24 protein-coding genes, 1 tRNA gene and 2 pseudogenes are annotated in these 23,472 nt (G+C 58.4%); 14 read left to right on the top strand and 13 right to left on the bottom strand.

Going from position 1 to position 23,472, the window contains the following annotated elements; translation table 11 throughout:
- Positions 1–273: 273 nt before the first annotated feature.
- The 7 genes from GIR22_RS15350 to GIR22_RS15380 all read left to right on the top strand — a co-directional run bounded on the left by GIR22_RS15350 (position 274) and on the right by GIR22_RS15380 (position 7,753).
- Entirely contained in the window at positions 274–627 is a 354-nt protein-coding gene (locus GIR22_RS15350) for a hypothetical protein (RefSeq protein ID WP_154744158.1), read from the top strand.
- 286 nt (positions 628–913) lie between these two features.
- Positions 914–1,873, top strand: a complete 960-nt coding sequence (locus tag GIR22_RS15355) for an AAA family ATPase (RefSeq protein ID WP_003218556.1) — start codon at positions 914–916, stop codon at positions 1,871–1,873.
- Positions 1,874–1,878: 5 nt separating this feature from the next.
- On the top strand, positions 1,879–2,811 hold the full coding sequence (locus GIR22_RS15360) for a DUF58 domain-containing protein (RefSeq protein WP_178122280.1): 933 nt from the start codon (positions 1,879–1,881) through the stop codon (positions 2,809–2,811).
- The gene (locus tag GIR22_RS15365; protein WP_154744159.1) at positions 2,808–3,302 is read left to right on the top strand and encodes a DUF4381 domain-containing protein; all 495 of its coding nucleotides are present in this window, start codon (positions 2,808–2,810) and stop codon (positions 3,300–3,302) included. Before GIR22_RS15360 ends, GIR22_RS15365 begins: the two co-directional genes overlap by 4 nt.
- A complete protein-coding gene (locus GIR22_RS15370; protein ID WP_154744160.1) occupies positions 3,295–4,377 on the top strand; it encodes a vWA domain-containing protein in 1,083 nt (360 codons plus the stop codon). Before GIR22_RS15365 ends, GIR22_RS15370 begins: the two co-directional genes overlap by 8 nt.
- A complete protein-coding gene (locus GIR22_RS15375) occupies positions 4,374–6,116 on the top strand; it encodes a VWA domain-containing protein (RefSeq protein ID WP_154744161.1) in 1,743 nt (580 codons plus the stop codon). Before GIR22_RS15370 ends, GIR22_RS15375 begins: the two co-directional genes overlap by 4 nt.
- A complete protein-coding gene (locus GIR22_RS15380) occupies positions 6,113–7,753 on the top strand; it encodes a BatD family protein (RefSeq protein WP_154744162.1) in 1,641 nt (546 codons plus the stop codon). The genes GIR22_RS15375 and GIR22_RS15380 overlap by 4 nt, the downstream gene beginning before the upstream one ends.
- Positions 7,754–7,795: 42 nt before the next feature.
- Here the strand turns inward: GIR22_RS15380 and GIR22_RS15385 are convergent, their stop codons facing one another.
- Together GIR22_RS15385 and GIR22_RS15390 are read right to left on the bottom strand one after the other, a co-directional pair.
- Positions 7,796–8,443, bottom strand: coding sequence for a ribonuclease T2 family protein (locus tag GIR22_RS15385; protein WP_154744163.1), 648 nt, complete (start codon positions 8,441–8,443; stop codon positions 7,796–7,798).
- 29 nt (positions 8,444–8,472) lie between these two features.
- The gene (locus tag GIR22_RS15390) at positions 8,473–9,447 is read right to left on the bottom strand and encodes a Gfo/Idh/MocA family protein (RefSeq protein WP_154744164.1); all 975 of its coding nucleotides are present in this window, start codon (positions 9,445–9,447) and stop codon (positions 8,473–8,475) included.
- 141 nt (positions 9,448–9,588) lie between these two features.
- Between GIR22_RS15390 and GIR22_RS15395 the strand changes: the two genes are divergently transcribed.
- Positions 9,589–9,951 (top strand): NUDIX domain-containing protein, encoded by a 363-nt coding sequence (locus GIR22_RS15395; protein WP_178122281.1) that lies wholly within the window; start codon positions 9,589–9,591, stop codon positions 9,949–9,951.
- Between the two features lie 222 nt (positions 9,952–10,173).
- Here GIR22_RS15395 and GIR22_RS15400 read toward each other — a convergent pair whose 3' ends face one another.
- The 4 genes from GIR22_RS15400 to GIR22_RS15415 all read right to left on the bottom strand — a co-directional run bounded on the left by GIR22_RS15400 (position 10,174) and on the right by GIR22_RS15415 (position 14,735).
- A complete protein-coding gene (locus tag GIR22_RS15400) occupies positions 10,174–10,503 on the bottom strand; it encodes a hypothetical protein (protein ID WP_154744248.1) in 330 nt (109 codons plus the stop codon).
- Between the two features lie 165 nt (positions 10,504–10,668).
- A complete protein-coding gene (locus tag GIR22_RS15405) occupies positions 10,669–13,170 on the bottom strand; it encodes a TonB-dependent siderophore receptor (RefSeq protein ID WP_154744165.1) in 2,502 nt (833 codons plus the stop codon).
- 75 nt (positions 13,171–13,245) lie between these two features.
- Positions 13,246–14,193, bottom strand: a complete 948-nt coding sequence (locus tag GIR22_RS15410) for a FecR domain-containing protein (protein WP_178122282.1) — start codon at positions 14,191–14,193, stop codon at positions 13,246–13,248.
- Positions 14,190–14,735 (bottom strand): sigma-70 family RNA polymerase sigma factor, encoded by a 546-nt coding sequence (locus GIR22_RS15415; RefSeq protein WP_154744167.1) that lies wholly within the window; start codon positions 14,733–14,735, stop codon positions 14,190–14,192. Before GIR22_RS15415 ends, GIR22_RS15410 begins: the two co-directional genes overlap by 4 nt.
- Positions 14,736–15,025: 290 nt before the next feature.
- Between GIR22_RS15415 and GIR22_RS15420 the strand changes: the two genes are divergently transcribed.
- Positions 15,026–15,448: a DUF5086 family protein gene (locus GIR22_RS15420; protein WP_154744168.1), complete on the top strand. Its 423-nt coding sequence runs from the start codon at positions 15,026–15,028 to the stop codon at positions 15,446–15,448.
- 125 nt (positions 15,449–15,573) lie between these two features.
- Here the strand turns inward: GIR22_RS15420 and GIR22_RS26765 are convergent.
- The 3 genes and pseudogenes from GIR22_RS26765 to GIR22_RS15435 all read right to left on the bottom strand — a co-directional run.
- Positions 15,574–15,798: pseudogene (locus tag GIR22_RS26765) on the bottom strand (trans-aconitate methyltransferase); the annotation flags it as partial.
- Positions 15,799–15,819: 21 nt separating this feature from the next.
- The gene (locus GIR22_RS15430; RefSeq protein ID WP_154744169.1) at positions 15,820–16,203 is read right to left on the bottom strand and encodes a DUF1641 domain-containing protein; all 384 of its coding nucleotides are present in this window, start codon (positions 16,201–16,203) and stop codon (positions 15,820–15,822) included.
- Between the two features lie 26 nt (positions 16,204–16,229).
- Positions 16,230–17,420, bottom strand: coding sequence for an FAD-dependent oxidoreductase (locus tag GIR22_RS15435; protein ID WP_178122283.1), 1,191 nt, complete (start codon positions 17,418–17,420; stop codon positions 16,230–16,232).
- 247 nt (positions 17,421–17,667) lie between these two features.
- Here GIR22_RS15435 and GIR22_RS15440 point away from each other — a divergent pair, with 247 nt between their 5' ends.
- On the top strand, positions 17,668–18,102 hold the full coding sequence (locus GIR22_RS15440) for a glycine zipper domain-containing protein (protein ID WP_154744170.1): 435 nt from the start codon (positions 17,668–17,670) through the stop codon (positions 18,100–18,102).
- Positions 18,103–18,293: 191 nt separating this feature from the next.
- Entirely contained in the window at positions 18,294–18,704 is a 411-nt protein-coding gene (locus tag GIR22_RS15445; protein WP_154744171.1) for a RidA family protein, read from the top strand.
- Here GIR22_RS15445 and GIR22_RS15450 read toward each other — a convergent pair.
- The 3 genes from GIR22_RS15450 to GIR22_RS15460 form a co-directional block, all read right to left on the bottom strand.
- Positions 18,690–19,403 carry a hypothetical protein gene (locus GIR22_RS15450; RefSeq protein ID WP_377665063.1) on the bottom strand — a complete coding sequence of 238 codons (714 nt, stop codon included), beginning with the start codon at positions 19,401–19,403 and terminating at the stop codon, positions 18,690–18,692. The two genes, GIR22_RS15445 and GIR22_RS15450, sit on opposite strands and share 15 nt — an antisense overlap.
- Before the next feature lie 283 nt (positions 19,404–19,686).
- Entirely contained in the window at positions 19,687–20,382 is a 696-nt protein-coding gene (locus tag GIR22_RS15455; RefSeq protein ID WP_154744173.1) for a hypothetical protein, read from the bottom strand.
- A 226-nt stretch (positions 20,383–20,608) separates the two neighbouring features.
- On the bottom strand, positions 20,609–21,220 hold the full coding sequence (locus tag GIR22_RS15460) for an LbetaH domain-containing protein (protein WP_154744174.1): 612 nt from the start codon (positions 21,218–21,220) through the stop codon (positions 20,609–20,611).
- 633 nt (positions 21,221–21,853) lie between these two features.
- Between GIR22_RS15460 and GIR22_RS26430 the strand changes: the two are divergent.
- Positions 21,854–21,968, top strand: a pseudogene (locus tag GIR22_RS26430) (integrase); the annotation flags it as partial.
- 93 nt (positions 21,969–22,061) lie between these two features.
- On the opposite strand, the gene GIR22_RS15465 reads toward GIR22_RS26430, so the two are convergent.
- A tRNA-Ser gene (locus GIR22_RS15465) sits at positions 22,062–22,152 on the bottom strand.
- Between the two features lie 152 nt (positions 22,153–22,304).
- Here GIR22_RS15465 and GIR22_RS15470 point away from each other — a divergent pair.
- Both GIR22_RS15470 and tusD read left to right on the top strand, forming a co-directional pair.
- A complete protein-coding gene (locus GIR22_RS15470) occupies positions 22,305–22,976 on the top strand; it encodes a Bax inhibitor-1/YccA family protein (RefSeq protein WP_154744175.1) in 672 nt (223 codons plus the stop codon).
- A gap of 102 nt (positions 22,977–23,078) precedes the next feature.
- A complete protein-coding gene (tusD, locus tag GIR22_RS15475; protein ID WP_154744176.1) occupies positions 23,079–23,471 on the top strand; it encodes a sulfurtransferase complex subunit TusD in 393 nt (130 codons plus the stop codon).
- The last annotated feature ends 1 nt before the right edge of the window (position 23,472 follow it).

Consider the following 23,472-nt stretch of genomic DNA (forward strand, 5'->3'; position numbering starts at 1 on the left):
CAGGCTCCCGGCAGCGGCACATCCGTTGCGCAGCTTAACGAGTGTAGGAACGCCGCTGCTTGCGACGCTGCGACATATTCGGTCATCGGCACGCTGCAGGCCGGTTGCGACTTGGACAACCTGCCACTTACGAGTAGATTCACGCCCTCCAGGCACCGAAAATGACCAAGATGCCCACCCGAGTCATGCCCGACCTCTGACACAGACTGAAGCACAAAATTCGCCGTAATGGCACAATTGCCCCGCTGCGCCCTCCCCCACACAGGATTTGACATGCAACTGACCACCGCCCACCTGATCGTCAACCCATGCGATGACGAAGAAGACAACATGGCCATGCTCTGCTGCCACGGTGACAAAGGCGAGATGTTCATGCTGACCCGTTACCCCGATGAGGGCGAGGTGGAGCTCACCTGGGATTATGAACCCTCGACCTTGAACGGGCTGAAGGTCACCCTGAGTGCCACGCGCCTGCTGGTGGAGATTGCGGCAGCGGATGCGGATGCGTTGGGGGGCAGTGATCATTTGGCGATCACTCACGGCACCGCCGAGTCGGATTTGGCCGAGGTGGAAGAGACCTTGCAGAACATTCTCAAGGGCACCGGTACTTACATCAGCGAACTGTGATCTTGTAGATGAGGGCTGCAGGACCGCCGCCGGGGGCCGCTTCGCAGCCCATCGCAGCCTCGTGCCTCGACAGCGGCTACACTCCCATGCAGCCTTGTGCCTCGATAGCGGCTGTACCCCATCGCAGCCTCCTACCTTGGCAACGGCTACGGATAATTCCCACAAAATCCAAAAAATACCCCCAGCGCCGTTAGTCGCCAGCCCCCCCAATGCATTAAAGTAAGGCCCCCAGGCTGAGGTGTTTTTTGCATAGCACCCTGGCTCACCTTTCCAGGAACCGTCATCGATGGAACATCGTGAAGCGCTGCTTGCGCTGCGAACCTTTCTTTCAACGCAGATTCTCGGCCAGGAAAAACTCATCGAGCGCCTGCTCATTGCCCTGCTAGCCGACGGTCATATGTTGGTTGAGGGCGCTCCAGGCCTGGCCAAGACCAAGGCCATCAAGGAACTTGCCGAAGGAATCGAGGCACAGTTCCATCGTATTCAATTCACCCCCGACCTGCTGCCCGCTGACATCACCGGCACCGAGATCTATCGCCCGGAAACGGGCAGCTTCGTGTTCCAGCAAGGACCAATCTTCCATAACCTGGTGTTGGCGGACGAAATCAACCGGGCCCCGGCCAAGGTCCAGTCGGCGTTGCTCGAAGCCATGGCCGAGCGTCAGGTCAGCGTCGGGCGCAGCACCTATGAGCTGTCGCCGCTATTCCTGGTGATGGCCACGCAAAACCCTATCGAGCAGGAAGGCACCTATCCCCTGCCCGAAGCCCAACTCGACCGTTTCCTGATGCACGTCAAGATCGGCTTTCCCGACGCGGCCGTCGAACGCCGGATCCTGCAACAGGCCCGTGGCGAAGCCCTCAACGGTGAAACCAAGCCAGAGCGCCGGGTCAGCCAACAGGCGATCTTCGCCGCGCGCAAGGAAATCCTTGGCCTGTACATGGCCGATGCGGTGGAGGAATACCTGGTGCAACTGGTCATGGCCACCCGCACCCCGGCCAAGTTCGACCCGGAAATGGCCGAGTGGATTGCCTATGGCGCAAGCCCTCGGGGCTCGATTGCCCTCGACCGTTGCGCCCGGGCCCATGCCTGGCTGGCCGGTCGTGACTTTGTCAGCCCGGAAGATATCCAGGCAGTGCTGTTCGACGTGCTGCGCCATCGGATCATCCTATCGTTCGAGGCCGAAGCGGCCGGTATCGACCAGGACCGCGTGGTGCAACGCATTCTCGACGTCGTAGCCGTCGCTTGAGCCCCGTGAACGCCAGCGATGGAACACGCGTCACCTTGAGCGAATTGATCGAGATGCGCCATCGCGTGCGGGAAGTGCAACTGTTCTCCACTCCGAGCCAGCGCAGCCCGCTGATAGGCCTGCACCACTCGAAACTGCGAGGTCGCGGGGTCGACTTCGATCAGGTACGGGTCTATCAGTCCGGCGACGATGTACGCACCATCGACTGGCGCGTCACCGCACGCACCCAGGAACCCCACACCAAACTGTTCCACGAGGAGCGGGAACGACCGATCTTCATCATGGTGGAGCAAAGCTGCCGGCTGTTTTTCGGCTCGGGGCTGATGTTCAAGTCGGTGCTGGCGGCGCAGGCGGCAAGCCTGATCGGCTGGGCGGCGCTGGGGCATAACGACCGGGTCGGCGGGCTGGTATTCGGCGACAACGAACACTATGAAATCAAGCCGCGACGCAGCAAGCAAAGCCTGCTGCAACTGCTCAACCGGCTGGTGCGGGTCAACCAGGGCCTCAATACCGAACAACGGCCGCAAAGCGATGCCCTCGACATGGCCCTGCGCCGTGCCCGGGAAGTGCTGCGCCCGGGTAGCCTGGTGATTGTGATCTGCGATGAACGCGCATTGACCGAGGGTGCCGAGCAGCAGCTCAGCCTGTTGTCGCGCCATTGCGACCTACTGCTGTTGCCGGTATCCGATCCGTTGGACCATGCCCTGCCGGCCGCCGGCTTGCTGCGCTTCACCGAGCAGGGTGCACAGCTTGAACTGGACACTTTGAACTTCGACCTGCGCCAGGCCTACAAGGCCCAGGCCGAGGACCGAAGAGGGCGCTGGGAATTACTGGCGCAGAAGCTACGGGTCTTGTTGATGCCATTGAACACCCAGAGCGAAATGGTCGAGCAATTGCGTGAATACCTCAACCCGCAACGCCCGGCCAAAAAGCAATGAGCAGCCTTGAACAGCTACAACCGCTGATCGCCCCACCGGCCATCGGTTTCTGGCCACCTGCACCGGGTTGGTGGCTATTGCTGCTGGCCATTCCGCTGCTCGCCTGGGGGCTGTGGTCGCTGCGCCGCTTCCTGTTGGTCAAGCGCCCGCTGGCCCGTACTGAACAGCCCCTGGACCCGCTGCGAGTGACTGCCCTGGCGGAGTTGGCGCTGATGCCCAAGCCCTACGACGGCGCCCCGGCGGGGGCCTGGCTGCAGCAACTCAATGGCCTGCTCAAGCGCCTATGCCGCAACGACTATCCTTATAGCCAGAGCCATACCCTCAACGGTCGCAAATGGCTGGCCTTTCTCGACAACCGTTGCCCGGCGGCCGGGCTGACTCGTTGGATGGTATTGGTGGAAGGCGCCTACAAACCAGAATGCAAGCTCGACGACAAAGCCATCGCCGGTCTGACCCAGGCCGTTGACACCTGGATTCGCAAACATGTTTGAGTTCGCCTGGCCATGGATCTTTGCCCTGTTGCCCTTGCCTTGGGTGATGCGGGTCATCCTGCCTGCCGCCGACAGCGGCGAGCCGGCCCTCAAGGTCAGTTTCCTCGGCGACCTGGAAGGCCTGGCCCGCCGTCGCGCCCGGGCCAACCTGCCAGGCTGGCGCCAGCAGGCACCGTTCGTGGTGCTGTGGCTGTTATTGTTGACAGCCGCCGCCCGCCCGCAATGGCTGGGCGAACCCCTGCCAATTGCCGCCAGCGGCCGCGATTTGCTGGTAGCGGTAGATGTATCCGGCTCCATGGACTTCCCCGACATGCACTGGCAAGACGAAGACGTCAGCCGCCTGAGCCTGGTCAAGCTCCTGCTCGGGGATTTCCTCGAGGGCCGTGAAGGCGACCGGGTCGGCTTGATCCTGTTTGGCAGCCAAGCCTACTTGCAAGCGCCGTTGACCTTTGACCGACGCACCGTACGTACCTGGCTGGATGAAGCCCGCATTGGCATTGCCGGTAAAAATACCGCTATCGGCGATGCCATCGGCCTGGCCTTGAAGCGCCTGCGCCAACGTCCGGCGCAAAGCCGGGTGCTGATACTGGTGACCGACGGTGCCAACAACGGCGGTGAGATCGACCCGTTGACGGCCGCGCGCCTGGCCGCTGAAGAGGATGTGAAGATCTACCCGATCGGCATTGGTGCCGACCCCGAACAAGCCGGCAACCAGGGCATGCTCGGTCTCAACCCGAGCCTGGACCTCGATGAGCCGGCACTCAAGGCCATTGCCGAGGCTACGGGCGGACGCTACTTCCGTGCCCGCGACGGCGAGGAGCTACAGGAGGTCAAGCAAACTCTCGACCAGTTGGAACCGGTGGCCCAACAGCCGACCCAGGCCCGTCCCGCCCAGGCACTCTATAGCGGCCCACTGGGGCTGGCGCTGATCCTGAGCCTGTTGCTGGTGATCCAGGAGCGCTGGCCAGATAACGCACTGCAACGCCTGTTCAACAGAATCTCCAGCAAGAGCCACTTTTTGCAACAGCACCCCGAGTGGCGTCAACGCCTCAAGCGCCTGCGGAGGCGTCGATGATCGCCCTGTGGCCCCATTGGTTTCGCCCCTGGTGGCTGTTACTGCTGCCGCTGCTGGGCTGGCTGCTCTGGCAGCTGTGGCACCGGCAAAAACGCGCCGGCCGTTGGCAAATGATCCTGCCGCCGGCGTTCCACGCGGCGCTGCTCAGTGGCGGCAACGGTCGGGAAAGCAAGTCACCCTGGGTAATCCTCGGCATCGCCTGGCTGCTGGCGCTGCTGGCTCTGCTCGGCCCCAGTTGGCAAAGAGTTGAGCTGAACAGCCAGAAGCCCGCCGACCCGTTGGTAGTGCTGCTGGAACTGACCCCACAAATGCTCGCCACCGACAGCCCGCCCAACCGCTTGGAACAGGCACGGCGCAAACTGTACGACTTGCTCCAGGCTCGCAGCGATGCGCAGACCGCCATCGTCGTCTACGCTGGCAGCGCCCACACCCTGGTGCCCCTCTCGGATGACTTGGCCACCAGTCGCAACCTGCTGGAAGCCCTGCGCCCCTCGCTGATGCCCGAACCCGGCCATCGTGCGGACCTGGCGGTGGAAAAAGCCTTGGCCCTGCTCAAGCACGGCGGCCTCGGCCAGGGGCGCTTGCTGTTGATTGGCTCATCGTTATCCAGGCAAGAGCGCCAAGGCATCCGCCTGCTGCTGGAGAACCAGGCGCCCAGCCTGTCAATCCTTGGTATCGGCAGCCGCGAAGGCACACCGGTGACCCAGGAAAATGGCGAATTCCTCAAGGATGACCAGGGTGCAATCCTGGTGCCGCGCCTGGACAGCCCGACCCTCAAGGCCTTCGCCAGCGAGATGGGCGGCCGCTATCGCCAGGCACGCCTGGACGACAAGGACCTACGCAGCCTCGGCCTGCTGGATGGCCCGCAAAGCCTGCGCAACGACGGCCAACGGCTGCATCTGGACTCCTGGGCCGACCAGGGTTACTGGCTACTGTTGCCACTGCTGCTGCTCGCCGCCTGTGCCAGTCGTCGCGGCTGGCTGTTCTGCCTGCCGCTGCTGTTGTTGGGGACACCGCAATCGAGCTACGCCTTCGACTTCCAGGACCTGTGGCTGCGCCCGGATCAGCAAGGCCAATACCTGCTGAAGAAAAAGCGCCCTGCCGAAGCCGCCGAACACTTCGAAAATTCAAAATGGCAAGGCGTCGCGCTGTACGAAGCCGGTAACTATGCCGAAGCCGCCAAGCGCTTTGCCGAAGGTCACGACGCTTATTCCCACTACAATCGCGGGAATGCCCTGGCCAAGGCCGGTGAACTGGAAGCCGCGATAGATGCCTATGAGCAAGCCCTGGAAGCCCAGCCAGACCTGCAACCGGCGCTGAAGAACAAGGCTCTGGTGGAGCGCCTGTTGCAGGAAGCCCCCAAACCAGAACCAGAACCTGCCAAACCGCCCAAGAACGAGGATGACGAAACCGCCCAACCCGACCAGACTGCACAATCAGGCACCAGCGCCCAGAACGCACCGGGCGGCGAACAGGCACCCCAGGATCATGGTCAGGCAGGCACCGCCCAGACGCAAACCGACGCCGCCCCTCGCGCTGGCGACAACGAAGTACCCGGCAGCGAACTGGGGGATGAACAAACCACCACCCCGCCCCTGCACGGGGCGAATACCAGCCTTGACGGCGAACATCGCCAAGCCCTGGAGCAGTGGCTTCGGCAGATCCCGGACAACCCCGGCGAGCTGTTGCGACGTAAATTCTGGTACGAACAGCAACAACATCAGGACAAGACTCGATGAGCCGCTGCACCGCCGTTCTTCTCACCCTCGCACTGTGGGCCTGCCAGGCCCGGGCCGCGGACCTGGTTGCCAGTGTCGACCGCAGCCACCTCAACTCCGGGGAGACGGTGGAACTGACCGTGGAGTCCAATGACGTCACGCAGTTCGGCAAGCCGGACCTGGCCCCCCTCGAACCGCTGTTCGAAGTACGCGGCACCCGCCAGATCAACCAGCTCACCACCTTGGGCGGCGACAATCACGCCACCACCCGCTGGATTGTCACCCTGTTGCCCAAGGAAAACGGCAGCGTGGTGATTCCATCACTGCAACTGGGGGCACTCAAGACCCAGCCGATCACCCTGCAAGTCATCGAAACGGCCAGCCAGGACACCAACACCCAACTGGCCCCGGTGTTTATCGAAGCCAGTCTTGACCAGGACTCGGTCTACGTCCAGGCCCAGGCCCTGCTGACCGTGCGCGTCTACCACTCAGTGTCGCTGTACGACGACAGCAGCCTGACACCATTGCAAATTCCAGATGCCCGCATCGAACAACTGGGGGAATCGCGCAATTACGAGAAGGTCATCAATGGCATTCGCCATGGCGTGATCGAAATGCGCTATGGAATCTACCCGCAACATAGCGGCCAACTGGTGGTTGCGCCTCAGGTTTTCAGCGCGACCCTGGTAGAACCGCGTCCTGCCCAGGACGCTACACCTCAAGGCCCGAAGCCTGGCAAGTTGTTGCATGTCAGCTCCACGGAACTACTGCTGACGGTAAAACCCCAGCCGGCCCTGTATCCGGCGGACACCCCATGGTTGCCGGCTCGCAGCCTGAGCCTGAGTGAAAGCTGGAACCCGGAACCTGCTCACATCCAGGTCGGTGACTCCCTGACCCGCAGCCTCACCCTCAAGGCCGAAGGCCTGGCCAGCGCCCAATTGCCACCACTGCCGGGCACCGAGGTCGCTGGCTTGCGCCGCTACCCGGATCAACCGGTGCTGAGCAACCAGGACAATGATCGCGGCGTGATCGGCAGCCGCGAAGACCGCGAGGCCCTGGTGCCCAATCGCGCCGGCGCCGTCGAGTTGCCGGCGGTGGAAGTGGTGTGGTGGAACACCCACGAAGACCATCTGGAGCGCACCCACCTGCCACCTCGTACCCTTCAGGTGGCGAACAACCCCAGCTTGGTAATAGACACCCCGGCCACGCCGACGGTGATCACCGCGCCAGACTCAAGCAACCTGTGGGTCTGGCAACTCAGCAGCCTGATCCTGGCCTGCACTACTCTGCTGGGCTTCGGCCTGTGGTGGCGCGCCCGCTGGCAGCCAGCGATCCTTCGGGTGGCACAGGCCGGGCCGAGTCCACGTACGTTACTGGATGATCTCAAGCGTGCCAGCCAGGCTAACGACCCTCAGGCAACGCGGCAGGCTTTGGATGCCTGGGCCCGGCAACAGCCGGAAACCCTGGCGGATATGGCGGCGCGGTTTGTGCCGTTGTCTGACGCGCTGGATGGCTTGAACGGTGCGCTTTACAGCGAGACGGGCCAGTACTGGCAAGGTGAAGAACTGTGGCGCGCCGTGAAAGCGATCCCGATGGCGGAGCGAACGCAGGACCCTGTGACAGACAGCACGAGCCTGCCGCCGCTGTATCCGAAATAGCGGGAGCCCAAGCCCCCACTATTGCTCGCGGTACAGAAGCAATCAGCGTTGAACGGGCACTCGAATAGCGCCTGCGCGACACTGACTCTTGACACTGCGCGGGCACCCCACGAATGCCAGGTCCTTGCTCAAGCACACCCGCACTTCCGACAACACCTTACCCTTGCAGATAACTGCCAACCCATGGTTGCCCATGCCCGGATTACTCTGGCGGAACAGCGCCTCAATGTCCTTGGCACCCAGCGAGTCCGGAACATTGAATGGCTGCAACTGGTGCGCAATCTTGACCACGCCCAGGGCCGCATCTGTCTTCTCCAGATACTCAAGCGGCTCCAGCCCACTGCACGTACCATGCTTGGCCCACTCATGCTTGAGCAGTTTCTGCGAGGGGAAAAGTGTTGCGCCCTTGGCCAACGCTTGCGCCGACAACATCGATCGCGGCGCACACGACGCCGGCCATCCTCCCCGCGCGTACTGCGGCCACAAGCCATGCAGCACAAACCCATAGCCTTTGCCCGAACACTGCTGATCCTTGGGATGGGTCAGGCAGAATGTCGGCGACCAGGACAACGACAGCACATAAAAATCGAAGTCCCCCGCCCGCCCCTGCTCCCGAGGCGCTGCTGCAGCACCCGTGGTCATCCCCGCCAATATCAGCCACAGCGCAATCCAGGCTGCCTTGTAATGCATTCGTCTATTCCTTGAAAAATGTTCCGTCATTATTGATGAAGGTTTCGCTGCAGCACCTGGTCCATGATCCGATCCGTCTTCAACGCCTCGATTGCGACTGCCGGGTGCTGGCTTTCCCCGCGAATATGGGCATTCATCCCCAACACGTGATGCCACTGGATATGTGTATGGTTAGGCACCTCGAGGCTCAGGCTGACCTCCCCCGCAAGCTGCAATGGCTGCTCATCAAACACCGAAAACGTAATGCGCCCTTTACTGCCAATCAGCTCGACACGATCCTCGCGTCGATCCGCCGCAAAGTTCCAGCAGCCCATCCCCAGCGCACCCGAGGCAAAACGCCAACTGGCCGTCACGGCATCTTCCGCCGCATAACGTGCGGCCTGGCGAGCCGTAAAACCGGCGACTTCGACAATATCCCCCGCCAGGTACTGGAACAGATCAAAGCCATGACTGGCCAAATCGGCAAAATACCCACCCCCCGCCACCTCTGGATCCGTGCGCCAGTTTCCCGCCTGTACATCCATAGGTGACGGCGGTTTGCACAAGGTCCAGGTCAGATGTCGCAACTCGCCAATCTGTCCGGCCTGCAACCATTCACGTACCTGTTGGAAGCGTGGCAGGGAGCGCCGGTAATAAGACACAAATAAATGCAGCCCCGCCTGCTCGAACGTACGCTGCATCTGCTCACTTTGCCCGGCACTCAACGACATGGGTTTTTCAACGCAGCAATGCTTGCCCGCCGCAGCCACCATCAGGCTGAACGCCAGATGGCTGTCAGGCGGGGTGGCGATGTAGACCGCATCCACTTCGGGATCATCAATCAATGCCTGGGCATCGGTATAGAACCGGGCAATGCCGTGGCGCGCGGCATAATCACGAACAGCCTCCTCGCGACGCCCCATCACAGCGACCAAGGCAGAACCTGGCGCTTTATAGAAGGCGGGTCCGCTCTTCAGTTCAGTGACACTGCCACAGCCGATCATGCCCCAGCGTACGGTACTCATCGGTATCCCTCTCTCCACCTGTACTTTTCAGTCGAGTAGTATCGGCGCTTTCCCGTGCTCCCTCCAGCTTGCAAGAACAAGATCCATCATGACAACTGCATTACACTTTTATGACACACACTCGACTGCGGGGCACATTCGGTGAAAATACGCGCTACGGTCATTTGTGAACATCAGGGGCACATTCTATTCGTGCGCAAGGCCGGATCGAAATGGGCGCTGCCAGGGGGCAAGGTGGAGCGTGACGAACGACCGGTCGGTGCGGCAGCTCGTGAATTGGAAGAGGAAACCGGCTTGAATGTGGATGGTCTGTTGTATTTACAGGAGTTGAAGGCAGACAACACGATTCATCACGTGTTTGAGGCCTCGGTGGTGAATATCGACGAGGCCCGGCCGCGTAGCGAGATCAGCGAATGCCGATGGCTTGCCTACGCCACACTGGAAGAGCTCGATACCACCCAAGCCACCAAGCGTATCGTCAGGTCTTTTCTGCGTCGCCTGTAGGCGTACTCCCCCAGGCTACCCCGACCAAATCGCGGGCAAAAAAAATCCCAAGTAGCTGATGGAAACTTGGGATTTAAAAATGCATAAACCGTGGGAGGTGAACGCGGGGCCATAATACAGATGGAAAAAATTTGTAACAAGATAACTTTCAACCTTTCGTCGATTTAAGTCAGCGCTAACTCCTTCAATAACCACATGTTTTTATGGTGCGCAGGGACGTAATTATTTGCGCGTCAGTTTGTAGCGCACGCAGTCCTGATAAAAACCCTGGCGAATTACCGCGGGCTTAAGCCGCGAACGGCTGTCATAGGTCTGCTCGGTAATGCCCATAGCCATCATGCGCATCCAGGATTTGTTGAACTTATAAGATTGGATCTTCTGCCGCGCGGCATACCGCGAAACGCCGGATAATTTCAGTTCCTGAGCCCTGGCGGCGGTGCCCGCCCCCCAACTGCACATATACCGATCGTTCTCTCGCAGCTCTCTGGCCTGAACAGAAACAGCCCCACCCGCCAGAGAGCAGGCAATCAGCATGATTCCCATTTTGCGCATTTTCATACCGCCTAACCGACTGAAAATAAAAGCGATTTTGGCGAAAAATCTGTAACAAAAGGGCCAGCAAAATGCCTTATCGGTTAATTAATCGAAGTCTCTGAGGCTATCCCCAATAAAGCTAAAAGCAGTGAGCGGACTAGCCCTGCTCACTGCCGGCAAGCATTACCACTGGTAGGTTGCACTCGCCTGTACCGTGCGCTGTGAGCCATACCAGCACCAGGAGTAGGAATAGCAGGACGCCACATACTCTTTATTGGCCAGGTTGGTAGCGTTCAACGCCAGGCGCAGGTTGTCCCCCAGGCGATTGATATTGGCTATATCGTAGTGCACCGCCGCATCGAACAAGGTGTAGCCCGGCACCTTCAAGGTGTTGGCGGTATCGCCCCAGGAAGAGCCGACATAACGCGCGCCAGCGCCTACGCCGAAGCCTTTTAGGCGGCCGTCATGCAGGGTGTAATCGGCCCAGGCGGAAGCGCTATGGCGTGGTACGCCGTAGGTGGTGGTACCTTCGGCAGGTACTTGCGGGCCAACGCCGATGTCGCTGATCGGCGCGTAACGCACGGTGTTGTTGGACTTGCTGATGCGGTTATCGAGGTAGGCATAGGCTGCCGTGATATTCAGGTTGTCATTCAGGCTGGCCTTGCCCTCAAGCTCAAAACCACGGGATTGCACCTCGCCGTCCTGGATCTGGCAACGCGTGCCGTTGCACATATGTGAGGCATCTGGGTCCAGCGTCGGCACGTTGGTCTGGCGCAAGTCGAAGATGGCGGCCGTGATGAAACTCTCGCTGCCTGGCGGCTGGTACTTGATGCCGATTTCATACTGTATGCCTTCGGTGGGCTTGAACACCGAACCACCGTAGCCAGTCCCTGACTGTGGCTGGAAGGACTCCGAGTAGCTGACATAGGGTGCCAGGCCATTATCGAAGAGATAGACCAGGCCCAGACGACCGGTAAAGGCCTTGCTGTCTTGAGAAGAGGTGGTCTTGTTCTGGGTTTTCAGCGCCAGGGTACTGCTGTCGGTGCTGGCCCAGTCGTAGCGACCGCCCATCAACAACACCCATTTGTCCCACTTCATCTGTTCTTGCAGGTAGACGCCCGTCTGCTCGCTGCGCGAGGTGGCATCGGTGGTGAACGCAGGTGTGACCACCGGGGCACCGTAGACCGGATCGAAAATATCGAGCGGCGACCCGGCGGTGTACACACCGGAGCCCGCCTTTGTATCGGTGCTGGTGTTCTGGTAATCGGCCCCCATCAACAGGGTGTGTTGTACCGAGCCGGTGTCGAACCTGGCCTGTAGCTGGTTGTCGACGGTGTAGGCGTCGATGTTCACATCGCTGGCAGTGGTCGAGCGGCGGATGGTTTGGTAGTCACTCTCCAGGTAGTTGCTGTAGAGGCTGCGGTAGACACCTTCGCTACGCAGATAGCGGGCGTTCTGGCGCACGGTCCAGACATCGTTGAAGTGGTGTTCGAAGGCGTAGCCGATGGAGTAATGCTCACGATCACTTTTCTCGAAGCTCTTCTCGCCGTCGTAGAAGTCCACGTCGATCTTGCGCCCGGTGGGGCTGCGCAGCACCGAGCCCCAGGCCGGTACCGAGCCGTAGGACGCACCCTTGGGATCCTTCTGGAAATGCCCGAGCAAGGTCAGCGAGGTGGCGTCGTCCGGGCGCCAGGTGAAGGCTGTGGACAAGGACTGACGGCGGGTTTCGGTGTGTTCGATCTGGCCATCGGCATCGTCGAACAAGCCGGCAACGCGGTAGGAGTACACCCCTTGATCGTCCAGCGGGCCGCTCAAGTCAAAGGTGGTGCGTTTCTTGTTGAACGTGCCGTACTCGACGCCGACCTCATGCAAAGGCGTGTCCAGCGGGCGCTTGGTAACCATATTGATCACGCCGCTGGGTGTGCCCTGGCCATACAGCACCGAGGCCGGCCCACGCAGGACTTCCACGCGCTCCAGGTCGAAGGCATCTTTTTGTGGCAAGGCATCCCGGCTCGACGGCATGCGCAGGCCGTCGAGGTAGGTCGCCGGAGAGAAGCCGCGGATGGTCAACTGGTCGAGGCGCGAGGCGGTTGCACCTCGGGTTTCCGGGATGACCGCGGCGCTGTAGCGCAGGATCTGATTGAGGCTTTCAGCGTTTTGCGCACGCATCTGGTCTTTAGTGACCACGGAGATCGACTGCGGGGTTTCCACCAGTGCCGTGTCGGTCTTGGTGCCCGACAGGCTACGGGTTGCGACATAGCCGCTGACCGGGCCAACCGGGCTTTGCGTCTGGTACGCGCCGCTGATGGTGGTGGCCTGCAACTCCATGGCGCCATCGGTTGATGGGATGACTTGGAGACGATAGCGATCCGCGGAGATCTTCAACACCTGCAGGCCACTACCGGCCAACAGCTGCTCCAGCGCGGCGTCTGTGCCGTATTGCCCGCTCAAACCATTGCTGTGCTTGCCCCGCGTCAGGCTCGCATCAAAAGCCAGGACCAGGCCCGCTTGCTCGGCAAAGCTGTTGAGGGCCTGGCTTAAATCACCGGCAGGGATCGAGAAACTGCGTACCACGCTGCTGCTCTCATCGGCGAAGGATGCTTGAACGGTCAACAACGGCACTGCGGCAAAAGCCATCGCCACTGACAAGGCCAGTGGGTGCAACGGGCGAACAAGGCGTGGCATGAGAAGTCCTGGAAAATGAGGTTCTATTAACCATGACGGCCATGCTGGAAAATCGGGCAAGGATGAGAGCGATTTTTATTTGAGCGGTTTGATTACCACCACCAGGTCGGTGAAATACTCCACCTTGATCGGCAGGTTGTCCGCCAGCGAGGCCAGTGCGGCGCCGGTATCGTCCAGCTTGAATACACCGGAGACCCGTAGCCCTTGCAAGGCCTGGGGATCAAATCGCACCAAGCCATGGCGATAGCTCGCCAGGGTTTGCAACACCTCGCTCAAGGGGCGGTCATCGACCTTGAGCAAGCCGCGGGTCCAGGCGCCAGGGTCGTCGTTACCAGTCCGTTGCACAGGCTGGGCCTGCCCGTACTTGAGGATCGACTGCTGCCCCGCCGTCACTTTCACAGCATCGGTGGCGGCACCTTTGACCGCTACTGTGGATTCGATCACCGTCACCACAGTCGAGCCGTCCTCGGCGCGCCGCACCAGGAATCGCGTCCCCAAGGCCGTCGCCGTACCCTGGTCGGTACGCACCACAAACGGACGCCGGGCATCCTTGGCCACCTCGACCCACAGTTCGCCTTGCAACAGTTCGATCACCCGCTGGTGTCCGTCAAATTTCACATCCAGGGCCGAGTTGCTGTTGAGCTGCACCTGGCTGCCATCGGCGAGAAACACCTGGCGTCGCTCACCCACATGGGTGCGCTGGTCGGCGAGCCAGAGTGGCGCCTGCTCCAGGCCCGCCCAACCGCACAGCAGCACACCGAGCAATGCGACCGCTTGAGTACCACGGGCCGCAACCCCTCGTTTTTGCGGGGCAAAGGCGCGATTCAGCGCAACTCTCGCAGGCACTGGCGGCAACTCATCCAGGCTCCCCCACAGTGAACGCATGCGCTCAATGGCGACCAGGTGCCGTGGGTCGACCTGACACCAGGCCTCGAACGCTTTACGGTCGGCCTCGCTCACCTGATCGTCGTGCAACAACGTCAGCCACCTGGCCGCTTCGCTAATGATCTGCTCGTTACTCACGACAACGAGTCCGCCCCATGCAGCGTGTGATAGCAGTGGACCAGAGCGCTGGAAATATAGTTTTTGACGGTACTGGGAGAGACCTGCAACTGGCTGGCGATCTCGCTGTAGGTCAGGCCGTCGAGACGACTCAGTAAAAACGCTTCGCGGACCTTGGCCGGTAGGTCGCCGAGCATCTGGGCAATACGCTCCAGAGCCTGGAGCGCCACATGAATAGCTGCCGGATCCGGCATGCCCGCGTCTTCACTCTGGATCGCCAAGGCTTGCATATAAGCCTTCTCGATCCGCCGCCGCCGTGCCCCATCAATCAGCAAGCGGCCAGCAGTGGTGGCCAGAAACGCCCGAGGCTCCTTGATGTTTTGCGGCTCGGCCAGCAACAGGACGCGAATGAAGGCGTCATGGGCCAGGTCCGCTGCATGTTGTGAGCAGCCGAGTTTCTTGCGCAGCCATCCCTGCAACCAGGAATGGTGATCGCTATACAGGTCGATGAGAGTCTGCTGGCGGCGAGCCAGGTCACCCGGGGCGACGGGAAAGTCATGCATGCGCAAAAACTTCTCAAATAAGAAAGATTTACAGTTACGCAAACGATGACAGCAAAACGAGGGCGGATCAAGGGCAGTGATTAGCGGTAGCCAAATACAAGGATTGGCCTAGGTGCTTGATGAGCACTACCGGCGTAGTCGTGCGAGCCATGCACAAAGCTTGTTGTTGATGAAACTCTTGCCAATGCAATAAGCGGATGATAGAGAGAACGGACTACGTCATACGCCAACTCAGAACCTGGAATTTAAAGCACCTCAAGGCAATGGTTAGGACTGATGAAAGGAAACAAATGTTGAAACGTTCGAGACTGATCACAACCCTGGCATTTCTTGGAGTTCTCACTAGCGCCTCGGCGCAAGCGCAAGAACATCAGGAAAGCGTTGTGCTATCTGCCTCGCCCAAAATAGTACAGTGGGCCGAGGTTTATAAAGTCCTGCCGCAACGGCCAGACGATCCCTATTACCATGTGCGCGTCATCGAGCGGCATAAGGGCTCGCAGCCTTGGGCGTTCAAGGAACTGGTGTTTCATATGGCGGTCACGCCGAAAGCGTTGGAAGCCAGCCGGACCCATAAGAAAGCCAAAATCTACAGCTACAAAGACGTGGAAATTCGAAGTGCCTATCATCGCTGGCTGGATGATCCGGCGACACGCCCCGAGGTTCCCGTTTGCGATACGGACATTCTGAGCTGCATCAAACAATTGCCACGATGAAGATGCGTTTGAAAGGAAATAACGTACGCCCATCCAACTCAGGTGGATATTCCTGATGCACTCGCTTGAGGTAATGGCCCAGAAAGCGCGTTCTTTCTTGATCATTCAGTGTCAGCAGCACCGGACGCAGCGCCGACACCAATCAGTTCTGCACTTGGCCAGCGTTTGGCCAATAGCTGGGTCGCAATGCCGGTGCCGCATCCCAAGTCATGGATCAGTTGTGGATTCTCGATCGCTATATGGTCAAGCAATTCAATAACAGGGCGCTCACGTAGTTGGGCGAACTTGAGATAAGTCTACGGATCCCATTCGGTACTGGGCATCCTTGCCACGACAGGGTTAACAAGCATGGGGTTGACCTCTTGGTCATATTACAATTGTCGTCCAATGACATTCAGCGTCCGCAGTACCAAGCCGACACCGCGCCGGGTATCGGGTTCGCGCAGTAACACCAGTAACCCATACAGGCTGTCAGGCTTTTCCTGGGCCTGGGTTTGCGCCTTGGCCATGCGCAGGGCATTTCCCAGGTCCCAACTGAGTGAAGTGGCCTGTTCGAACAGGCCGGCCAGTTTCTCCACCAGTGCCACGTCGAGTAAATCAACCGCATGAGACGCAACCGAGATCAGGTCAATCATATTGTCCAGGCGACCACCGTCGAGCAGCGGCTGCAGTTTCTCCAGCAACGCTTGCAGTGCGATGTCGTGGTCGGTTGGAGGCGATGGGGTGCAGGCGTGTTGTGGGTCCGGTACGTCCATGTCAGCAAACTCCTCCTGTTATCAGGTCAAAGCATTCCGCGTGCAACGGCCCAATAAAGACCGCGATTGAAACCATGGCGCAATAGGCCGCCGAGCTTGGTGGGCGATGTGGGTAATACATCATGGGTGTAGTCATACCAGAGTGGCATGCCCGCGTTGAGGCCCATTTGTGCTACAGCCTGAACACGCCCGTCATACACGGCATCCACCGAGCCGTGGCGAATCTGGCCAGCAATGTTGTTGGCGATGACGGGTGCCTGGTTATGGCACGCCCCTCCGGCCTTGCTCACGGGCAGGTCTACGGTATCGCCGATGACGTAGACGTTCTCCAGGCCATACACCTGAAGCGTTTCATGGTTGGTTGGCAGCCAACCTTCGTTGTTTTCTGCCTGGGATACGCCAGACTCGAGAACAACATCGACCGCACGGATCGGTGGCGTGGCCATCAAGATATCGAAGGGTTGGGCGTCGCCCTCGGTGGAATAGGCAATACGTTGATCGGGATCAACTGATTTCAAGGTAAAGCCACGCTGAAACTGTATGCCGCGCTGTTCAAAAAGGCTGGGCAAAACCTCCCCTGTGGGCCGCTGCAAAAACAGACAATTACGCAACAGTTGCGCCGTGCTGGGGTAGGTGTAGATGATTTCTACCTTGTCGCGCACGCCCCGCCGACGTAAAAAGTCATCGAGCATCAGCGTGGTCTCTACCGGAGCAATACCACATTGATGAGGCACATTCGGGGTTTGCGGGAACGATACCGTAATGAAAATACGGCCCTGCTTGATGGTGCTCAGGCGTTGCGCCAATTGCCGTGCAGGTTCGTATTGATAGAAGTGATCACCCGCCTCCTTCAGCCCTTCGATTCGCTCCGGAGACGGTACGCAACCTGTGGCAATCACCAGAATGTCATAGGGGTATCGCTTCCCGCTTCGGGTACGCAGGGTTTGTCCGGCGAAGTCAAAGCCTGTGACCTCGTCAACCGTGAACTCGATTTCAGGCCGTAGCAGCGATCGTTCCGAACGTTTCAACTCCTCCTGGAAAAACAGGTTGAAAGCCACGTACATAAAGGCAGGTTTGTAGAAATGATCCGGGCTGTTGGATATCAGACTGACCTGTACTTCACCCCGAAGGATTTCTGGGTACAGCTTGGCAACCAACTGGTTCGCCAGCATCGTCCCGCCTACCCCGCCTCCGACCACAATGATGCGTGTTTTCACTTTTCCTGCCTCCGTGCAGATAAAAACGTCCTGCAAGGAACTTAGTCCAGAAGTCGAGAATAGTTAGACGCAAAGGCGATAAGAAGGCTGCTTCCTGGTTTTTTACCTGGTGCTAAAAAAACAACTTGTTACAACTAACCCGCCACCCCAGAGGCCACTACAGAACTTTGAGCCATAGGCCTTATCTTAAACCCTAGACGTGGTTCAACCCGTGAGCGTCTGATAACTATTTACCGAGGTTCACAAAATGCGAATGACATTGCCCACCCTTGCCCTGGGAATCCTGATTACTCAGGGAGCGATGGCCGCTGGAGATGGCACTGCTGCTCTAGGAGGCGGTGTAGGTGGCGCGCTCGGTAATATCGTCGGCCAGCAGATCGGCGGCAGTACCGGTGCCGCCGTTGGCGCTGGCGTTGGTGGCGCTGCTGGTAGCGCGATTGGAGCGCCAAGAGGTAACAGAACCGAAGCCGCCATTGGTGGTGGGATCGGATCAGCTGGCGGCTCGATCATCGGCAATCAGCTTGGAGGCACCACCGGCTCCACTATCGGCGCCGGTCTTGGCGGTGCCGCGGGCGGCGCGGTAGGTAATAATCTTGCCGACGACGACAAACACAGGTCGGGCGGCAAACACTACAAGGGCCAAAACAAGCACAAGCACAAGCATAAGAACAAACACCGCTGATGAGCTGACGCCCTAGTCAGAACCAGAGCCCGGCATACTGCCGGGCTTTTTATTTCTCCTCCGCCCAACAGCCAGGCAGGCGGACAACCGTACCTTCAGTAACGTGCGGGATGACACAGTAATGGGGGTGGACGCATCTCTCGAACCTGGGATAGGTTCTCCATCCGACTATGCTTTGGGCTTCCACAACCATGCAAGATCGTCAGATCATCGTTCCAGATAACATGCGACTACTTTCAGAACAGGCCGGTTATGCGCCAGCTGTGAAGGTGGGCCGAACACTCTATTGCGCAGGCCAAGTAGGCCGTACGCCTGGGCTGTCAGTTATTGAAGACCCAGAGCAGCAGTTTTTTGCGGCGTGGGAAAATCTCCGCCTCGTCCTGGCGGCTGGCGGCTGTGAATTTGAAGATGTTGTCGAAATGACGACTTATCACATCGAATTACAACGCTACATGCCACTGTTCAGAAACGTGAAGGATAAAGTCTTTCCAAGGAGCACCTGTGCATGGACATGCATTGGCGTCAGTGAGCTCGCCAAGCCGGGACTGTTAGTGGAGATCAAGTGCATCGCGGTGCATCGCGAATCGTTACTGCACCGGTAGGAAATTCATCAGCAACAAGCTTTGCGCGTAATTGAGACCAATGCGCCGATAGCGCTCATCAAGCATCTGGGTCAACAGGTCAAGGCGCGCGACTATCTTGCCGAACTCAACGGCAAAACTGAGGTTGCTGGCCTCCTCCGAGATCTCGTTGGAAAACAACAATAATACGCCGTTGGCATCCTGACGCTGGCTGAGCAGCCAAGTAGCCTTTTCGATATTACGCGCGGCATTACTAACGAACTGCGGATTGATCGAGTTCGTCATATAAAACTCGGTGCGCCCACCGTGTGCGGTAACGAGCATGCTCCCGATCGCGTAGATAAAGGCTCCAACCCGATCGCCGCGAAACTGCGGACTCAAGGAATAGCTCAGAGCCTCCAGGTCGCGACGCTCCCCAAGGGCGGGCAGTGGTTGACGTAGCTCGATGGCCTGACGGATTTCCCGAGCAGCGCTTACAGCATCTAGATATCCCGATTGACGCCACTGGTTGGGGTTACGCAGATAGAGCTTGTTCATTAGTAAATACAGGCTTTGCAGGTTGTCGTGCATGCCTAGGGTAGCCATACGATCGACGCTGGTCTGGAAGAACTCATCAGGCTTGCCGTCAGTGAACTGCTTGGCGATATCGCGTCCCTGTTGCTGGCTGCAACCGAGGATACAGAGCATGAAAACGGCAACCAGCGTCAGCGGCCGACGCATCCATCGAGTGACAAAAACAGGTAACGTGCAATTCATCGGCACCAGGTCTGGTTCTTCTGTCCACGCATGGAATTAGTGTGGCTGGGACAGACATAGATCTAGAAAATTACAAAAAGTGCGATAGGCAGGGTCAGATTAAAGATAGACCATGACCCAACGGGACAGGTCAGGGCCTGTTCCAACAGCTCTTGAGCGAACTTTTCACACGGAAAGCCTTGAACAAATAGTTAAGAAGTTCAAAGAGGCGACTATAGCGAAAACCTCCGTATTATTTGCCGATACGTTAATGATGCGGATCTCGATGGCTCTCAATAAGCGGCCCACTTCCCATTCCACCGCCGCCGTCACCGCCCGAGCCCCCGCCTTTACCTGCGCCCTTTGATTCCCCTTTGCTGCCACCCGAAGAGGACGGGCGAGCCGGCCCCTGTTTCGGAATCGAAAGCTGAGCGGGTATAGGCTCAAGATTGAGAACGACGCGGATGAAGTCACGCAGAGAAGTGACCAATTCGGCGGTATGAATGGGACGGCCTGCGACAAGTTCTGTGGCAGCGACCGCTGCCAGGCGAACCTGCTCTTCAGTACCCAGTAGGATAATGTCGGAAAGCGCCGCTTCGACGGCGTCGCGTACTCGCCTTGACCGGTCACCGTTGTTTGGTCCAGCAAAAGCCTGCGCAAACGTGGCCTCCTGGCCTGGATCCGGTTCGGTCGTATTCGTAACTGTTTCCTCGGCTCTACGTTTCAAATCCCGCAGATGGGTGGGATCAACCTCAAGGTTTCCGGTAAAGGAGCCTCCCAAAGTCTTGTAGCCAGCTATAAGTGTGCGCAAACGTTCGTTGATTTGGCGGTTTTCGCGTTCTCGCCGTTGCTGGATTGTCTGCATCACTAGCAGACGAATGCCAACCCCGACAACGGTTATCAGGACGAGCCCGAAGAGCGTTGAGAGGATGCCTTCCCAAGAGCTGAAATCCAAATTGCGCATGTTGACTCCAGTTTTTGAAAGCAGGCTGGGTGAGCCAGGCTTTTTCGGATTGGACCTTTAGCACCTAATTAAGGTGAGTGCTTGAGAGGTCTGAATCGCCCCGGGTTTTCTAGACACCTTGCAAGCCCCCAATGACCGGTATAGAAAATCTGGTCGCGCAGAAGCTTACTGCCAAAACCAATAACAGCCATTCGCAGGACCTGGCCAAGTGTCCAGTTGACTCTGCTTAATCATAGGCAAACTGGTCAATCAACCCGAGACGCGGAACATGTGTGTTTGGCCGCAGTAGCGCACCGGGAGCGATGACTGCGTTCGCCCCGATTTTGCAACCATCGCCGACCAAGGCACCGAATTTATTAACGCCTGTCTCAATCACATTATCTGCATGGCGGACTTTGATATCCGCACCCTCTAGCTCGTTGCGATAATTGGCTATGATTGCACCTGCTTCGATATTCACGCTCTCGCCAATCAATGAGTCGCCGACAAAGTTGAAGTGTGCCAGCTTGCTTGCGCCAAGTATGAAACTGCTTTTGACTTCGCAGCTTGGGCCTACAATGCAATTATTGCCGAGATAAACGCCTCCACGCAGATAGGCGCCCGCAGCCACGAAAGAACCTGCGCCGATGATAATCGCGCCCTTTAATACGGCTCCTTGCTCAACAACGGCAGTTTCGTGAATGGCACAGTTTCCATGGCGTCGATAACCTGCACCAAGCCGCTCCAGCAAAATCAGAACTTGGTTTTCGCAGTCTTGGGAGACCAGCCAAGCGGTAGGGGGAGCTAGGCCCAACAAGGGCCACCGAGCAATAAACGTACTGATCTCAGGTAGTTTCATCAAAAATTATCCAAGCAATAAGATACGAAAAGCCCCACGTTCCTGACGTTAAGGTCAATTGTGTTCTCTGAATATTCAAGTGCGCATCATGTCTTGGCTTGAGGGATAGGTAGATGACTTCGCCGGACGGCTACGCCCCAATGGCCTATATGGATGTTCCGGTCACACAACAGCGTGATGATGAAGTCACGAATCGAAAAGTCCCGCGCCTTCGTTGCCATGCTCCAGATCCCCAATTAAACGATGACAACTTGGGAGAATAGGATATCTCGGCGATTGGCGCCCATGGAGTAGCCAAGCTCTCCTCCTTTTCACATCCCTTTCACAGTCGAGCGCCTATGGTTACCCCAGCTCCTAGTGAACACCTTTTAAGCCCGCTCTCCCCATCGCGGGCTTTTCTTTGCCTGCGATTTGGCTCTCGATTAACAGCGCCCAGCTAAGCTAGAGAGACTCAACCTTTCGACATTGAGAGATCTCAGACAATGCAAGGCCGGCGGCGACTTGATTGAGCTGCCACAGCGTTGAATTGGTTTGCGGGTACTCTCTTGCCGCTGGGTGTGAGGCTCACGTAGGTCGAGTTTGAGCTTTTAACATCGACAACAGTCAACGTCCTGTCACCTGCAAGCATGCGTAGCAGCCTCGGAAATCGTCGATACTGATGATGCGAGTGCTGCTGGGACACAGCAAACAGGAGATCACCAAGAGGGTTTACAGGAGGATCGGCGCGACCGCGAAACCATCCAAATAGGCAAAGCTTCGGAACTCATACAAAAACCGGAGCAACCCTTCTCAAACCCCAGAAACGCAAAAGCCCCGCGTTAACGGGGCTTTTGTGTAAATTTGGCGGGAAACCAGGGATTCGAACCCTGGGAACGCTATTAACGTTCGCCGGTTTTCAAGACCGGTGCATTCAACCACTCTGCCAATTTCCCTTATGCAACACAGGATTAGAATAGCCCATCCTGTCTCAGCGGGCGCCATAATACCCGAATGAAACACACTGTCAAACTCTCGCCATCGCTTGTTACAGAGCGTCTGTTATGATCTTTGCGACTGAACGTTTCAAAACTGAAGGAGTGTCGCCATGCGCGAACAGAATTACGCAGTGAATGGCAACGCGCAGGCTGAGCAGCTAGAGGTTAGCCGCGTCCTGCGCAATACTTACGGCTTGCTCGCTCTTACTCTCGCATTCAGCGGCGTGATGGCCTACGTTGCCCAGCAGATGCGCGTCGGCTACCCAAATATTTTTGTTGTGCTGATCGGCTTTTATGGCCTGTTTTTCCTGACCAACAAGCTACGTGACTCGGCCTGGGGCCTGGTGTCGGCGTTTGCCTTGACTGGTTTCATGGGCTTCCTGCTGGGCCCGATCCTCAACCGTTACCTGGGTATGCAGGGCGGCGCGGAAGTGGTCAGCTCGGCGTTCGCCATGACGGCACTGGTGTTTGGTGGCCTGTCGGCTTACGTGCTGATCAGCCGCAAGGACATGAGCTTCCTGGGTGGTTTCATCACCGCCGGCTTCTTTGTGTTGCTGGCGGCGGTACTGGCCGGCCTGTTCTTCCAGATCAGCGGCCTGCAACTGGCGATCAGCGCAGGTTTTGTACTGTTTTCCTCGGCCTGCATCCTGTTCCAGACCAGCGCAATCATTCATGGTGGCGAGCGCAACTACATCATGGCGACCATCAGCCTGTATGTATCGATCTACAACCTGTTCATCAGCTTGTTGCAGATCTTCGGCATCATGAGCCGCGACGACTGATCGCAGTGCCATGCAAAAAGCCCGCTTCGGCGGGCTTTTTGTTGTCTACGGCTTTATCATTGGCCCAGGTTTGAAGACCATCTTGTCCATGAAGAGTGTTCCATGAAGTTCGCGATTGCGCTTTTCTCCGCTGCCCATGCGCCCTCCTCGCGCCGCGCCCTGCTGTTCGCCCAGGCGGCGCTGGCTGGCGGACATGAGATTGTGCGGTTGTTTTTTTATCAGGATGGCGTCTACAGCGCCTCCAACAACATTGTTGCGCCACAGGACGAACAGGATATCGCCAGCCAATGGCGTGCCTTTGTCAGCGAGCATCAGCTCGATGGCGTTGTGTGCATTGCGGCGGCCTTGCGTCGTGGGGTATTGAATGCCGAAGAGGCAACGCGCTACCAGCGCAGTGCAGTGAACCTGGAAGCGCCCTGGGCATTGTCCGGCCTTGGCCAACTGCATGATGCCGCCCAGGCCGCTGACCGCTTGATCTGCTTTGGAGGGCCGTGAC

Origin of the sequence: Pseudomonas karstica, assembly GCF_009707515.1 — a bacterium.
In the GTDB taxonomy this organism is placed as follows: Bacteria; Pseudomonadota; Gammaproteobacteria; order Pseudomonadales; family Pseudomonadaceae; genus Aquipseudomonas; species Aquipseudomonas karstica.

Excerpts from the sequence above, each read along its gene's own strand:
- GIR22_RS15350 (WP_154744158.1), top strand. The coding sequence starts at position 274 with ATGCAACTGACCACCGCCCACCTGATCGTCAACCCATGCGATGACGAA.
- GIR22_RS15355 (WP_003218556.1), top strand. The coding sequence starts at position 914 with ATGGAACATCGTGAAGCGCTGCTTGCGCTGCGAACCTTTCTTTCAACG.
- GIR22_RS15365 (WP_154744159.1), top strand. The coding sequence starts at position 2,808 with ATGAGCAGCCTTGAACAGCTACAACCGCTGATCGCCCCACCGGCCATC.
- GIR22_RS15370 (WP_154744160.1), top strand. The coding sequence starts at position 3,295 with ATGTTTGAGTTCGCCTGGCCATGGATCTTTGCCCTGTTGCCCTTGCCT.
- GIR22_RS15375 (WP_154744161.1), top strand. The coding sequence starts at position 4,374 with ATGATCGCCCTGTGGCCCCATTGGTTTCGCCCCTGGTGGCTGTTACTG.
- GIR22_RS15380 (WP_154744162.1), top strand. The coding sequence starts at position 6,113 with ATGAGCCGCTGCACCGCCGTTCTTCTCACCCTCGCACTGTGGGCCTGC.
- GIR22_RS15385 (WP_154744163.1), bottom strand. The coding sequence starts at position 8,443 with ATGCATTACAAGGCAGCCTGGATTGCGCTGTGGCTGATATTGGCGGGG.
- GIR22_RS15390 (WP_154744164.1), bottom strand. The coding sequence starts at position 9,447 with ATGAGTACCGTACGCTGGGGCATGATCGGCTGTGGCAGTGTCACTGAA.
- GIR22_RS15400 (WP_154744248.1), bottom strand. The coding sequence starts at position 10,503 with ATGCGCAAAATGGGAATCATGCTGATTGCCTGCTCTCTGGCGGGTGGG.
- GIR22_RS15405 (WP_154744165.1), bottom strand. The coding sequence starts at position 13,170 with ATGCCACGCCTTGTTCGCCCGTTGCACCCACTGGCCTTGTCAGTGGCG.
- GIR22_RS15415 (WP_154744167.1), bottom strand. The coding sequence starts at position 14,735 with ATGCATGACTTTCCCGTCGCCCCGGGTGACCTGGCTCGCCGCCAGCAG.
- GIR22_RS15420 (WP_154744168.1), top strand. The coding sequence starts at position 15,026 with ATGTTGAAACGTTCGAGACTGATCACAACCCTGGCATTTCTTGGAGTT.
- GIR22_RS15430 (WP_154744169.1), bottom strand. The coding sequence starts at position 16,203 with ATGGACGTACCGGACCCACAACACGCCTGCACCCCATCGCCTCCAACC.
- GIR22_RS15440 (WP_154744170.1), top strand. The coding sequence starts at position 17,668 with ATGCGAATGACATTGCCCACCCTTGCCCTGGGAATCCTGATTACTCAG.
- GIR22_RS15445 (WP_154744171.1), top strand. The coding sequence starts at position 18,294 with ATGCAAGATCGTCAGATCATCGTTCCAGATAACATGCGACTACTTTCA.
- GIR22_RS15450 (WP_377665063.1), bottom strand. The coding sequence starts at position 19,403 with ATGCGTCGGCCGCTGACGCTGGTTGCCGTTTTCATGCTCTGTATCCTC.
- GIR22_RS15455 (WP_154744173.1), bottom strand. The coding sequence starts at position 20,382 with ATGCGCAATTTGGATTTCAGCTCTTGGGAAGGCATCCTCTCAACGCTC.
- GIR22_RS15460 (WP_154744174.1), bottom strand. The coding sequence starts at position 21,220 with ATGAAACTACCTGAGATCAGTACGTTTATTGCTCGGTGGCCCTTGTTG.
- GIR22_RS15470 (WP_154744175.1), top strand. The coding sequence starts at position 22,305 with ATGCGCGAACAGAATTACGCAGTGAATGGCAACGCGCAGGCTGAGCAG.
- tusD (WP_154744176.1), top strand. The coding sequence starts at position 23,079 with ATGAAGTTCGCGATTGCGCTTTTCTCCGCTGCCCATGCGCCCTCCTCG.